A 12,584-nucleotide genomic window follows, 5' to 3' on the forward strand; every position below is an offset into this window, starting at 1 on the left:
CAACAAGACCCGACAGAAGCCGGGTCTGTAGATGCCTATGTCAAGTCAATATTTACGTATTTTCCAGCAACCGCGTTCAGCCATTCTGCTGATATTGGGTTTTGCCTCCGGCCTCCCGCTGGCGCTCACCTCCGGTACGCTACAGGCGTGGATGACCGTCGAGAATATCGATCTTAAAACGATTGGCTTTTTCTCGCTGGTTGGTCAGGCCTATGTGTTTAAGTTTCTCTGGTCTCCGCTGATGGACCGCTACACGCCGCCTTTTTTAGGTCGACGTCGCGGTTGGTTACTCGCCACCCAACTGTTGTTACTGGCGGCGATTGCGGCGATGGGCTTTCTTGAACCCGGCACGCAGCTACGCTGGATGGCGGCGCTGGCGGTGGTGATTGCTTTTTGCTCCGCCTCGCAGGATATCGTGTTCGACGCCTGGAAAACCGATGTGTTACCCGCAGAAGAACGCGGCGCGGGCGCGGCAATCAGCGTGCTTGGCTACCGGTTGGGGATGCTGGTTTCCGGCGGACTGGCGCTATGGCTGGCCGATCGCTGGCTCGGCTGGCAGGGCATGTACTGGCTGATGGCGGCATTGCTGATCCCCTGCATTATCGCCACCTTACTGGCGCCGGAACCGACCGATACTATCCCGTCCCCGAAATCGCTGGAACAGGCCGTCGTCGCGCCGCTACGCGATTTCTTTGGCCGTAATAACGCCTGGCTGATTTTACTGCTCATTGTGCTTTATAAATTGGGTGACGCCTTCGCCATGAGCCTGACCACCACCTTTTTGATTCGCGGCGTCGGCTTTGACGCCGGCGAAGTCGGCGTGGTCAATAAAACGCTGGGCCTGCTGGCAACGATCGTCGGTGCGTTATACGGCGGCATATTAATGCAGCGTCTTTCGCTGTTTCGCGCGCTGCTGATTTTCGGCATTTTGCAAGGCGCGTCCAACGCCGGTTACTGGTTGCTCTCCATTACCGATAAAAACATGTTCAGCATGGGCGCGGCGGTCTTTTTCGAAAATCTGTGCGGCGGGATGGGGACTGCCGCCTTTGTCGCCTTATTAATGACGCTATGTAATAAGTCGTTTTCCGCAACACAGTTTGCCCTACTGTCGGCCCTCTCCGCAGTAGGCCGCGTTTATGTTGGTCCCGTAGCGGGCTGGTTCGTTGAAGCGCACGGCTGGCCGACATTCTACCTCTTCTCGGTTGTCGCCGCCGTTCCCGGGCTGTTACTGTTGCTGGTCTGTCGGCAAACGCTGGAATATAGCTGGCAGAGCGAGCGTTTCATTCCCCGCACGCAATACCGTGGCGCCTACAATTTCGCGCTTTCAATCCTGCTCGCGGGCGTCGCTTTGCTGGCGGTATGGGTACTCCTGCTGACCATGAACGCGGTGGATTACACCAACTTCTCATTCCTGCCCGGATTGCTTGAGACCGCGGTAGCGGTTGCCGTGTGCGGCATTGTCTTTGGCGGGTTGCTGGACTACCTGGCGCTACGAAAAACACGCCTGCTCTAAAACATTATTTGCCGTTGTAATAACGACCCGGAATTATAACGGCTAAATAACCATCAATTGATAAAAAATATATTTGTCTTTTTGTGCGCAACAGAATTTTGGAAATTATTGGTAATTTCTACGCTACCTATTTTCTTTACACGATTCAGCCGATTAAATTTAAATTTCTGCCGTTGATTGTCCTTTTATTGATAATAAATTGTTAAGTAATTGTTTTATTTTCACATTGGTTATACCAATTATCCCTCAACATCCCACTTACAGACCTCATCCGTTATAACGCAAAGTTTCAACAGTGTCTTAAAGTTATTTCGACATACTTGGCAACATATGTGACATGCGCGGCAGAACTTGGTAACACAGAACCAATCATGTTTACAGTAATGTAACCTTACCGTAAAATGCCCCTACACTTTAAACGCCACCAGGTCCCGTGGAATTGAGGTCGTTAAATGAGACTCAGGAAATACAATAAAAGTTTGGGATGGTTGTCATTAATTGCAGGCACTGCATTACTCAGTGGCTGTAATTCTGCGCTGCTGGATCCCAAAGGACAGATTGGACTGGAGCAACGTTCGCTGATACTGACGGCATTTGGCCTGATGTTGATCGTCGTTATTCCCGCCATCTTGATGGCTGTTGGTTTCGCCTGGAAGTATCGTGCGAGTAATAAGGATGCGAAGTATAGCCCGAACTGGTCACACTCCAATAAAGTGGAAGCCGTGGTCTGGACGGTGCCTATCTTAATCATCATTTTCCTTGCCGTACTGACCTGGAAAACCACGCACGCGCTTGAACCAAGCAAGCCGCTGGCGCATGACGAAAAACCGATCACCATCGAAGTGGTTTCCATGGACTGGAAATGGTTCTTCATCTATCCGGAGCAGGGTATCGCCACCGTCAACGAGATCGCCTTCCCGGCGAACACGCCGGTTTATTTCAAAGTGACCTCCAACTCCGTGATGAACTCCTTCTTTATCCCGCGTCTGGGTAGCCAGATTTATGCCATGGCCGGTATGCAAACACGTTTGCATCTGATCGCCAACGAACCCGGAACCTACGATGGCATCTCCGCCAGCTATAGCGGCCCGGGCTTCTCTGGTATGAAGTTTAAAGCTATCGCCACCAAAGACCGCGCAGAATTCGACCAATGGGTCGCAAAAGCGAAGCAGTCTCCGAACACCATGAATGATATGGCGGCGTTCGAGAAAGTGGCTATGCCAAGCGAGTACAACAAGGTGGAATATTTCTCCAGCGTGAAACCAGATTTGTTCAAGGACGTTATTAACAAATTCATGGACCACGGTAAGAGCATGGACATGACCCAACCTGAAGGTGGGCACAGCTCGCATGAAGGAATGGAAGGTATGGACATGAGCCACGCGGAATCCGCCAACTCCAAGGGTTGAGGAAGATAAGATGTTCGGAAAATTATCACTGGATGCAGTACCGTTCCATGAACCTATCGTCATGGTAACGATCGCTGCAATTATCGTCGGGGGACTGGCGATACTGGCAGCGATTACTTACTTCGGTAAGTGGACCTACCTATGGAAAGAGTGGTTAACGTCGGTTGACCATAAACGCCTCGGCATCATGTATATCATCGTCGCGATTGTGATGCTGTTACGTGGTTTCGCCGATGCCATCATGATGCGTAGCCAGCAGGCGCTTGCCTCCGCAGGCGAAGCGGGTTTTCTACCGCCGCACCACTACGATCAGATCTTTACCGCTCACGGCGTAATCATGATCTTCTTCGTGGCGATGCCCTTCGTTATCGGTCTGATGAACCTGGTGGTTCCGCTGCAGATCGGCGCGCGCGACGTTGCGTTCCCTTTCCTGAACAACCTGAGCTTCTGGTTCACCGTTGTCGGCGTTATCCTGGTTAACCTCTCGCTGGGCGTGGGTGAATTCGCTCAGACCGGCTGGCTGGCTTATCCGCCGCTATCGGGAATAGAGTACAGTCCCAGCGTCGGGGTCGATTACTGGATATGGGCGTTGCAACTCTCGGGTATTGGTACGACGTTAACCGGTATCAACTTCTTCGTGACGATCCTGAAGATGCGTGCGCCGGGTATGACAATGTTCAAGATGCCGGTCTTTACCTGGGCCTCTTTGTGCGCCAACGTACTGATCATCGCCTCTTTCCCGATTCTGACGGTTACCGTCGCGTTGCTGACCCTGGATCGCTATCTGGGCACCCATTTCTTTACCAACGATATGGGCGGCAACATGATGATGTACATCAACCTGATTTGGGCCTGGGGCCATCCGGAAGTGTACATTCTGATTCTGCCGGTCTTCGGGGTATTCTCCGAAATCGCAGCGACCTTCTCGCGTAAACGTCTGTTCGGCTATACCTCGCTGGTTTGGGCGACCGTCTGTATTACCGTACTGTCGTTTATCGTTTGGCTGCACCACTTCTTCACGATGGGCGCGGGCGCGAACGTTAACGCCTTCTTCGGTATCACCACCATGATTATCGCCATCCCGACCGGGGTGAAGATCTTCAACTGGTTGTTCACCATGTATCAGGGCCGTATTGTCTTCCATTCCGCAATGATGTGGACCATCGGCTTTATCGTGACCTTCTCGGTCGGCGGTATGACCGGCGTTCTGCTGGCGGTACCGGGCGCGGACTTCGTCCTGCACAACAGTCTGTTCCTGATTGCGCACTTCCATAACGTGATCATCGGCGGCGTGGTGTTTGGCTGCTTCGCGGGTATGACCTACTGGTGGCCGAAGGCGTTTGGCTTCAAGCTGAACGAAACCTGGGGTAAACGAGCCTTCTGGTTCTGGATTATCGGTTTCTTTGTAGCCTTTATGCCGCTGTACGTACTGGGCTTCATGGGCATGACCCGTCGCCTCAGCCAGCAAATTGATCCGCAGTTCCATACGATGCTGATGGTTGCCGCCGCCGGCGCCGCGCTGATTGCGCTGGGTATCCTGTGCCAACTGACTCAGATCTTCGTTTCTATTCGCGACCGCGATCAGAACCGCGATCTGACCGGCGACCCATGGGGTGGCCGTACGCTGGAGTGGTCAACCTCTTCTCCGCCGCCGTTCTATAACTTTGCCGTTGTGCCGCACGTTCACGAACGTGACGCCTTCTGGGAAATGAAAGAAAAAGGCGAAGCGTACCAACAGCCTGGACAGTATGAAGAGATTCATATGCCGAAAAATAGCGGTGCCGGTATTGTTATCGCCGCCTTCGCGACGGTATTTGGCTTCGCCATGATCTGGCATATCTGGTGGCTGGCGATAGTGGGTTTCGCAGGCATGATCATCAGCTGGATTGTAAAAAGCTTTGATGAAGATGTGGATTACTACGTGCCGGTCCCGGAAGTCGAAAAACTGGAAAACCAGCATTTCGATGAGATTACTAAGGCAGGGCTGAAAAATGGCAACTGATACTTTAACGCACGCGACTGCCCACGCGCACGAACACGGGCACCATGACGCAGGCCAGAACAAAATCTTCGGATTTTGGGTCTACCTGATGAGCGACTGCATTCTGTTCTCTATTCTGTTTGCTACCTATGCCGTTCTGGTGAACGGCACCGCTGGCGGCCCGACAGGTAAGGACATTTTCGAACTGCCGTTCGTTCTGGTTGAAACCTTCCTGCTGTTATTTAGCTCCATTACCTACGGCATGGCGGCGATCGCCATGCACAAGAACAACAAGAGCCAGGTTATCTCCTGGCTGGCGTTGACCTTCTTGTTCGGTGCCGGATTTATCGGGATGGAACTCTATGAATTCCATCACCTGATTGTTAACGGTATGGGCCCGGATCGCAGCGGCTTCCTGTCTGCGTTCTTCGCGCTGGTCGGCACGCACGGTCTGCACGTCACTTCCGGTTTGATCTGGATGGCAGTGCTGATGGTGCAAGTTGCCCGTCGCGGTCTGACCAGCACTAACCGTACCCGCATCATGTGCCTGAGCCTGTTCTGGCACTTCCTGGATGTGATTTGGATTTGCGTATTCACTGTTGTTTATCTGATGGGGGCGATGTAATGAGTCATTCTACCGAGAGCGGCGGCGCATCCCACGGCAGCGTAAAAACGTACATGACCGGCTTTATCCTGTCGGTCATCCTCACGGTTATTCCATTCTGGATGGTGATGACCGGCGCTGCCTCTCCGGCCGTTATTCTGGGATCTATCCTGGCAATGGCAGTGGTGCAGATTTTGGTGCATCTGGTGTGTTTCCTGCACATGAACACCAAATCTGATGAAGGCTGGAACATGACGGCCTTCATCTTTACCGTGCTGATCATCGCCATCCTGGTTGTGGGCTCCATCTGGATTATGTGGAACCTCAACTACAACATGATGATGCACTAAGAGCGGCGAGTATGATGTTTAAGCAATACCTGCAAGTAACGAAACCAGGCATCATCTTTGGCAACCTGATCTCGGTGATCGGGGGATTTCTGCTGGCCTCAAAGGGCAGCATTGACTATCCCCTGTTCATTTATACGCTGGTCGGGGTGTCACTGGTTGTGGCGTCGGGTTGTGTATTTAACAACTACATCGACAGGGATATCGACAGGAAGATGGAAAGGACCAAGAATCGGGTGCTGGTCAAAGGCCTGATTTCTCCTGGCGTCTCGCTGGTATACGCCACCCTGCTGGGTATTGCTGGCTTTATGCTGCTGTGGTTTGGCGCTAATCCTCTGGCCTGCTGGCTGGGGGTGATGGGCTTCGTGGTCTATGTTGGCGTGTACAGCTTGTACATGAAGCGTCACTCCGTCTACGGAACGCTGATTGGTTCTCTCTCCGGCGCAGCGCCGCCGGTGATTGGCTACTGTGCCGTAACGGGCGACTTTGACAGCGGCGCGGCGATCCTGTTGGCTATTTTCAGCCTCTGGCAGATGCCGCACTCTTACGCCATCGCCATTTTCCGCTTTAAGGACTATCAGGCGGCCAATATCCCGGTTCTGCCGGTGGTAAAAGGAATCTCAGTCGCTAAAAACCACATCACGCTGTACATCATTGCGTTTGCCGTTGCAACGCTAATGCTCACGTTGGGCGGTTATGCCGGTTACAAATACCTGGTGGTCGCCGCGGCGGTCAGCGTTTGGTGGCTCGGCATGGCGCTACGCGGTTACAAAGTGGAAGATGATAAGGTCTGGGCGCGCAAGCTGTTCGGCTTCTCTATCATTGCGATTACCGCGCTGAGTATCATGATGTCCGTTGATTTTATGGTGCCGAATTCGCAGAATCTGCTGACTTACGTCTGGTAAGTTCATCGTCACCTCTTCTATGCCGGATGGCGGCTTATGCCTTATCCGGCCTACAAAAGCACGTTACCTGTAGGCCGGATAAGCGACGTGAGTATCGCCATCCGGCATTTTTCGTCTCTCGTGGCCTACCCTCACCACCACAACATTTGTTAATAAAGCGCATATTTACCCAACCAACCTGGCGCTTTACACTAGGTGCGAATTTCATACAGAGGTGGCAATGAACGATTATAAAATGACGCCAGGGGAGCTGCGTGCCACATGGGGTTTAGGGACCGTCTTTTCGTTGCGTATGCTGGGCATGTTTATGGTTCTACCGGTACTGACCACATACGGTATGGCGCTACAGGGCGCCAGCGAAGCATTAATCGGCATTGCGATCGGCATTTACGGGCTGGCGCAGGCTATCTTTCAAATTCCCTTTGGGCTGCTGTCCGACCGCATTGGCCGTAAACCACTGATTGTCGGCGGACTGGCGGTATTTGTCGCGGGTAGCGTCATTGCCGCGCTCTCCCACTCAATCTGGGGCATTATTCTGGGGCGAGCGCTACAGGGGTCCGGCGCTATTGCCGCCGCCGTCATGGCGCTCCTGTCTGACCTGACCCGAGAGCAAAACCGTACCAAAGCGATGGCGTTTATCGGCGTCAGCTTTGGTATCACCTTCGCGATTGCGATGGTATTAGGGCCGATCGTTACCCATAGTCTGGGATTGAACGCGTTGTTCTGGATGATCGCCGCCCTCGCCACCCTGGGCATTCTTCTGACGATCTGGGTGGTTCCCAACAGTACCAACCATGTGCTGAATCGCGAATCCGGGATGGTCAAAGGCAGCTTCAGTAAAGTGCTGGCGGAGCCGAGGCTGCTCAAGCTCAATTTCGGCATTATGTGTCTGCATATTTTATTGATGTCCACCTTTGTCGCCCTGCCCGGCCAGCTTGCCGATGCCGGTTTTCCTGCCGCCGAACACTGGAAGGTGTATCTGGCAACCATGGTGATCGCCTTTGCCGCCGTCGTGCCTTTTATTATCTATGCTGAAGTCAAACGGCGGATGAAGCAGGTATTCCTGTTCTGCGTGGGGCTCATTATCGTCGCAGAAATCGTGTTATGGGGAGCGGGCCAGCATTTCTGGGAGCTGGTGATTGGCGTACAACTCTTTTTCCTCGCCTTTAATCTGATGGAGGCGCTGCTGCCTTCGCTGATTAGCAAAGAGTCGCCCGCGGGGTATAAAGGAACGGCGATGGGCGTCTATTCTACCAGTCAGTTTCTTGGCGTGGCGCTTGGCGGCTCGCTGGGCGGCTGGATAGACGGCACGTTTGATGGGCAAACCGTTTTTCTTGCCGGGGCCGTACTGGCGATGGTATGGCTGGCGGTGGCAAGTACCATGAAAGAGCCGCCCTATGTCAGCAGCCTGCGTGTGGAAATTCCAGCGGATATCGTTGCTGACGACAGGCTAAAACAGCGACTGTTGGCAATGAAAGGCGTAAGCGAAGCGCTGATCGTGGCGGAAGAGCATTCCGCTTACGTCAAAATCGACAGCAAAGTGACCAATCGCTTTGAAGTTGAACAGCTTATCAGCAAAGGATGAATGCAGCATTGCCGGATGGCGACGAAGCTCTATCCGGCATAACAACTTAATCGCGGAAGTTTTTGAACTGGAACGGCTGGCCCAAATCGCCGCCGCGAACCAGCGCCATTACCGATTGCAGATCGTCACGTGATTTGCCCGTCACGCGAATCTCTTCCCCCTGAATTTGCGCCTGCACCTTCAGTTTGCTGTCTTTAATCAGCTTGACGATTTTCTTCTGCACGGCGCTTTCAATGCCCTGCTTCAGCTTCGCTTCCACATACCAGGTTTTACCGCTATGCACGAACTCGTCCGGTACATCCAGCGAAGCGCCTTCAATACCGCGTTTAAGCAGCTTGGCGCGCAGAATATCGAGCAACTGATTGACCTGGAAATCGGACTCGCTCAGCACCTTGATGGTTTTATTGGCATCGTTCAGTTCAATAGTCGCCTCTACGCCACGAAAGTCAAAACGAGACTCAACCTCGCGAACCGCGTTATCCACGCCGTTACGCGCTTCCTGCAGATCAACTTCAGAAACAATATCGAAAGATGGCATCTTTTCTTCTCCCTTCATTTTCGTTGCGTTGCATAATACCTGCAACGAGGCTTAACGAGAAGCTTAGCTGATGACGCTATAATTAGCGCCATAACACCTGGCGCTGTTGCAGGTGAGGAGGAACAATGAAAATTACTGTACTGGGATGCGGAGCCTTAGGACAACTTTGGCTTTCGGCACTGTGCAAACACGGACATGACGTACAGGGCTGGCTACGGGTGCCACAACCTTATTGCAGCGTAAATCTGATCGATACCGATGGTTCCTTTTTCAACGAATCACTGACGGCAAACGATCCGGATTTTTTGGCGAAGAGCGAACTGTTATTAGTCACGCTGAAAGCGTGGCAGGTTTCCGACGCAGTACGAACTCTGGCGTCAACCCTACCGGTGACGTCGCCTATCCTGCTCATTCATAATGGAATGGGAACCATAGAAGAACTGCAAAATATCCAACAGCCGATGTTGATGGGGACTATCACCCATGCTGCGCGCCGCGACGGTAATATCATTATTCATGTCGCTAACGGTACTACGCATATTGGCCCGGCACGCGAGCAAGACGGCGATTACAGTTATCTCGCCGATATCCTGCAGGGGGTACTGCCCGATGTCGCCTGGCATAACAATATCCGCGCAGAGATGTGGCGCAAACTGGCGGTCAACTGTGTTATCAACCCGCTCACCGCGCTTTGGAACTGCCCGAACGGCGAGCTGCGCCATCATACTGATGAAATCAACGCGATTTGCGAAGAGGTCGCCGCCGTGATTGAACGTGAAGGCTACCACACATCGGCAGACGATTTACGCTATTATGTTGAGCAAGTGATTGACAGTACGGCAGAAAACATCTCATCCATGTTGCAGGACGTGCGCGCCATGCGCCATACCGAAATTGACTACATCACCGGTTATTTACTCAAGCGCGCCCGCGTGCACGGTCTCGCCGTTCCGGAAAATAGCCGCCTGTTTGAAATGGTAAAGCGAAAGGAGAGTGAGTATGAGCGCTCAGGCACTGGTATGCCTCGCCCCTGGTAGTGAAGAGACCGAAGCGGTCACCACTATCGATCTGCTGGTTCGCGGCGGAATCCACGTCACTACCGCCAGCGTCGCCAGCGATGGCAACCTGACGATTGTCTGCTCGCGCGGTGTAAAGCTGCTGGCGGATGCGCCGCTGGTTGAAGTTGCCGACGGCGATTATGACATCATCGTGTTGCCCGGCGGAATTAAAGGCGCCGAGTGCTTTCGCGACAGCCCGCTGCTGGTCGAAACCGTAAAACAGTTTCACCGCTCCGGGCGCATTGTCGCAGCCATTTGCGCCGCAGCCGCCACAGTGCTCGTGCCGCACGATATCTTCCCTATCGGCAATATGACCGGTTTTCCGGCGCTGAAAGATAAGATCCCCGCTGAACAGTGGCAGGATAAGCGTGTGGTGTGGGATGCGCGGGTAAAATTATTAACCAGCCAGGGACCGGGTACCGCTATCGATTTTGGCTTGAAAATCATCGACCTGTTGGCTGGTCGTGAAAAAGCGCATGAAGTGGCTTCGCAACTGGTGATGGCGGCGGGGATTTATAACTACTACGAATAAGAATGATTGCCGGATGGCGGCGTAAACACCTTATCCGGCCTACAAAACGGTACAGTCTGTAGGCCGAATAAGCGGCAGCGCCATCCGGCAGTTATTTTACGGGCGTTCGCCCTGCGCCAGACGCGCATTAATATGCGCAATCACCCCAGGTAAATCCGCCAGTGAATCCACCACGTAATGCGCCCCGGCGGCGTACAGCTTGCTGGCCGCGTGCTCGCGGCGGACCGCAACGTCCTCTTTCGACATTGTTTGATAGGCGTCCCATGTTGCGCCGAATTCGTTACCCGATACCGCCAGCCCCACCGTCCACATACCCGCGTTAAGCCCCTCGCTAATGCCCGGCGCGGCATCATCTACCTTCACACAGTGCGCGACCGCATCAATGCCCAGCGCAATCACGTTTTGCAGCGCCATCCACGGCCCCGGGCGACCACCCGCGGCCAGGTCGTCCGTTGCCACCCAATGATCCGGACGATAACCATGCTCAGCGGCGGCGGGGACCAGGCGCTCCATCACCGCTCGTGGGTAACCGGAGCAGGAGCCTATCTTAATGCCCTCGGCTCGTAGCGCCGCGATCGTGTCGATAACTCCGGCAATAGGAGAAGAAAAATCGACAACTTTAGCAATCTGTAACGGCATGAAGGCGGCATAGATGGCATCAATATCTGCTGCACTCATGGAGCGGCCAAACTTTGCCTGCCAGCGCGCGTCAACAGCAGGTAATTTTCCCAGCGCTTCAATGTGTTGCCATTTACCCAGCCCCATTGGCACGCGTGCTTCGGCGAGGGTGATCTCCACATCAAATGCCTGACGGAACGCCTCGACGAAAATTTGCGTCGGCGCGAAGGAGCCAAAATCGACGGTGGTGCCCGCCCAGTCGAGAATAACAGCGTGAATACGGTTCATCATGGTTCCTTATTTCGTCCAGTACATGGCGGTACGAATGGCGGTCAGCAGGGCAGTGATATCGGCGGCATATACTTCACCAATGTTGCCGATGCGAAAGCAGTCGCTTTGCGACACTTTGCCTGGATAGATAACAAAGCCCTGCTCTTTGAGGCGGCGATAAAATTCGCTAAAGCGATACTGCGGGTCTTCCGGTGAATAAAAGGCGGTGATAATGGGCGAATGAAGTTCGTCATCCAGCAGCGTGTTAAAGCCCAGCGCCCGCATTCCGGCCACCAGGCTGCGCTGATTTTGCTGATAGCGTTGATGACGTGCCGCCACGCCACCTTCTTCCGCCAGCTCTTTCAACGCCTGGGCAAACGCCAGGACGGTATGAGTGGGCGAAGTAAAACGCCATTTGCCGTGGTTATCCTCCATGCAGCGCCACTGGGCGTAGAGATCTAACGACAGCGAGCGGGAACGCCCTTTGCACGCGGCCAGTTTTTGCTCGCGGGCAATCACGAAAGCAAAACCCGGCACGCCCTGAATGCATTTATTGGCGGAGCTGATCAGATAATCGATGTGTAATGCTGCAATATCCATGGGGATGCCGCCGAAGCTGCTCATGGCGTCAACGATGTAGGTTTTGCCATAGCGATGCGCCAGAGCGCCCACCTCATCAATGGGGTTGAGCATCCCGGTGGTCGTTTCGCTATGCACCATGGCGATATGGCTGATCGTCGGGTCGGCGTTGAGGATCGCGTCGATCGCCTGCACGTCCGGGCGCGCAACTTCGCCGCAGTCGTAAGCGTGATGGGCGATACCCATAAGGCCGGCCATCTCGACCATTCGTGCGCCGTATGCACCGTTGCTGACGATCAGCACCTTATCCTGCGGCCCCAATGCGCTGCCCAGTACGGCTTCCACAGCATAGCTGCCGCTGCCTTGCAGCAGTACGGAGGTGTAGCCTTCGGAGGCCGTTGCCAGTGCGGTCAACTGCTGGCGGATCTGTTCTACCACGCCGATATTGTAATCATCATCCCAGGTACAGCTATCGAACAACATCGCTTCTTTCACGGTGCGAGAGGTGGTGAGCGGGCCAGGAGTCAGCAGCAGATAGTTACGCGAAGTCATGTTATTTACCTTTGGTCTATACCAGATTGCATTTATCATGACGATCTTTGCCGCGACGGGTCAAAGAGAAAATCGCGCTGCAACAAAAAATTC

The 12,584-nt window shown here is 53.8% G+C and carries 12 protein-coding genes and 1 pseudogene; 9 read left to right on the top strand and 4 right to left on the bottom strand.

Features of this window, described 5'->3' with window-relative positions; all coding sequences use genetic code 11:
• Nucleotides 1–37: 37 nt before the first annotated feature.
• The 7 genes from ampG (at nt 38) to OLG56_RS16285 (ending at nt 8,344) form a co-directional block, all read left to right on the top strand.
• Nucleotides 38–1,513 (top strand): muropeptide MFS transporter AmpG, encoded by a 1,476-nt coding sequence (ampG, locus tag OLG56_RS16255; protein ID WP_000098482.1) that lies wholly within the window; start codon nt 38–40, stop codon nt 1,511–1,513.
• Nucleotides 1,514–1,965: 452 nt separating this feature from the next.
• On the top strand, nt 1,966–2,922 hold the full coding sequence (gene cyoA, locus OLG56_RS16260) for a cytochrome o ubiquinol oxidase subunit II (RefSeq protein WP_023219736.1): 957 nt from the start codon (nt 1,966–1,968) through the stop codon (nt 2,920–2,922).
• Between the two features lie 10 nt (nt 2,923–2,932).
• Nucleotides 2,933–4,924 carry a cytochrome o ubiquinol oxidase subunit I gene (gene cyoB / locus OLG56_RS16265; protein ID WP_000467162.1) on the top strand — a complete coding sequence of 664 codons (1,992 nt, stop codon included), beginning with the start codon at nt 2,933–2,935 and terminating at the stop codon, nt 4,922–4,924.
• Complete coding sequence (locus tag OLG56_RS16270; RefSeq protein WP_000179833.1) at nt 4,914–5,528, top strand: cytochrome o ubiquinol oxidase subunit III; 615 nt, start codon at nt 4,914–4,916, stop codon at nt 5,526–5,528. Before cyoB ends, OLG56_RS16270 begins: the two co-directional genes overlap by 11 nt.
• Entirely contained in the window at nt 5,528–5,857 is a 330-nt protein-coding gene (locus OLG56_RS16275) for a cytochrome o ubiquinol oxidase subunit IV (RefSeq protein ID WP_000019878.1), read from the top strand. Before OLG56_RS16270 ends, OLG56_RS16275 begins: the two co-directional genes overlap by 1 nt.
• A gap of 11 nt (nt 5,858–5,868) precedes the next feature.
• Entirely contained in the window at nt 5,869–6,759 is an 891-nt protein-coding gene (cyoE, locus tag OLG56_RS16280; protein WP_000971352.1) for a heme o synthase, read from the top strand.
• 220 nt (nt 6,760–6,979) lie between these two features.
• Nucleotides 6,980–8,344 (top strand): MFS transporter, encoded by a 1,365-nt coding sequence (locus tag OLG56_RS16285; RefSeq protein WP_001000935.1) that lies wholly within the window; start codon nt 6,980–6,982, stop codon nt 8,342–8,344.
• 46 nt (nt 8,345–8,390) lie between these two features.
• Here OLG56_RS16285 and OLG56_RS16290 read toward each other — a convergent pair whose 3' ends face one another.
• Nucleotides 8,391–8,882, bottom strand: coding sequence for a YajQ family cyclic di-GMP-binding protein (locus OLG56_RS16290; protein ID WP_001138913.1), 492 nt, complete (start codon nt 8,880–8,882; stop codon nt 8,391–8,393).
• A 125-nt stretch (nt 8,883–9,007) separates the two neighbouring features.
• Here OLG56_RS16290 and panE point away from each other — a divergent pair, with 125 nt between their 5' ends.
• Both panE and yajL read left to right on the top strand, forming a co-directional pair.
• Complete coding sequence (gene panE / locus OLG56_RS16295; protein ID WP_000705816.1) at nt 9,008–9,919, top strand: 2-dehydropantoate 2-reductase; 912 nt, start codon at nt 9,008–9,010, stop codon at nt 9,917–9,919.
• Nucleotides 9,882–10,472, top strand: coding sequence for a protein deglycase YajL (gene yajL, locus OLG56_RS16300; RefSeq protein WP_001275807.1), 591 nt, complete (start codon nt 9,882–9,884; stop codon nt 10,470–10,472). The genes panE and yajL overlap by 38 nt, the downstream gene beginning before the upstream one ends.
• An 8-nt stretch (nt 10,473–10,480) precedes the next feature.
• Here the strand turns inward: yajL and OLG56_RS22355 are convergent.
• The 3 genes and pseudogenes from OLG56_RS22355 to phnW all read right to left on the bottom strand — a co-directional run.
• A pseudogene (locus OLG56_RS22355) lies at nt 10,481–10,563 on the bottom strand (hypothetical protein); the annotation flags it as partial.
• 5 nt (nt 10,564–10,568) lie between these two features.
• Entirely contained in the window at nt 10,569–11,378 is an 810-nt protein-coding gene (gene phnX / locus OLG56_RS16305) for a phosphonoacetaldehyde hydrolase (protein WP_001530701.1), read from the bottom strand.
• Between the two features lie 9 nt (nt 11,379–11,387).
• Nucleotides 11,388–12,491: a 2-aminoethylphosphonate--pyruvate transaminase gene (gene phnW, locus OLG56_RS16310; protein ID WP_000203956.1), complete on the bottom strand. Its 1,104-nt coding sequence runs from the start codon at nt 12,489–12,491 to the stop codon at nt 11,388–11,390.
• Nucleotides 12,492–12,584: the final 93 nt, after the last annotated feature.

The sequence above is a fragment of the Salmonella sp. 2018103 genome (assembly GCF_026247685.1).
Classification (GTDB): domain Bacteria; phylum Pseudomonadota; class Gammaproteobacteria; order Enterobacterales; family Enterobacteriaceae; genus Salmonella; species Salmonella enterica.

What these genes read in the sequence shown, in the direction of transcription:
- cyoE (WP_000971352.1), top strand. Translation starts at nt 5,869, where the DNA reads ATGATGTTTAAGCAATACCTGCAAGTAACGAAACCAGGCATCATCTTT.
- OLG56_RS16270 (WP_000179833.1), top strand. Translation starts at nt 4,914, where the DNA reads ATGGCAACTGATACTTTAACGCACGCGACTGCCCACGCGCACGAACAC.
- OLG56_RS16275 (WP_000019878.1), top strand. Translation starts at nt 5,528, where the DNA reads ATGAGTCATTCTACCGAGAGCGGCGGCGCATCCCACGGCAGCGTAAAA.
- phnX (WP_001530701.1), bottom strand. Translation starts at nt 11,378, where the DNA reads ATGAACCGTATTCACGCTGTTATTCTCGACTGGGCGGGCACCACCGTC.
- yajL (WP_001275807.1), top strand. Translation starts at nt 9,882, where the DNA reads ATGAGCGCTCAGGCACTGGTATGCCTCGCCCCTGGTAGTGAAGAGACC.
- OLG56_RS16285 (WP_001000935.1), top strand. Translation starts at nt 6,980, where the DNA reads ATGAACGATTATAAAATGACGCCAGGGGAGCTGCGTGCCACATGGGGT.
- phnW (WP_000203956.1), bottom strand. Translation starts at nt 12,491, where the DNA reads ATGACTTCGCGTAACTATCTGCTGCTGACTCCTGGCCCGCTCACCACC.
- panE (WP_000705816.1), top strand. Translation starts at nt 9,008, where the DNA reads ATGAAAATTACTGTACTGGGATGCGGAGCCTTAGGACAACTTTGGCTT.
- cyoB (WP_000467162.1), top strand. Translation starts at nt 2,933, where the DNA reads ATGTTCGGAAAATTATCACTGGATGCAGTACCGTTCCATGAACCTATC.
- cyoA (WP_023219736.1), top strand. Translation starts at nt 1,966, where the DNA reads ATGAGACTCAGGAAATACAATAAAAGTTTGGGATGGTTGTCATTAATT.
- ampG (WP_000098482.1), top strand. Translation starts at nt 38, where the DNA reads ATGTCAAGTCAATATTTACGTATTTTCCAGCAACCGCGTTCAGCCATT.
- OLG56_RS16290 (WP_001138913.1), bottom strand. Translation starts at nt 8,882, where the DNA reads ATGCCATCTTTCGATATTGTTTCTGAAGTTGATCTGCAGGAAGCGCGT.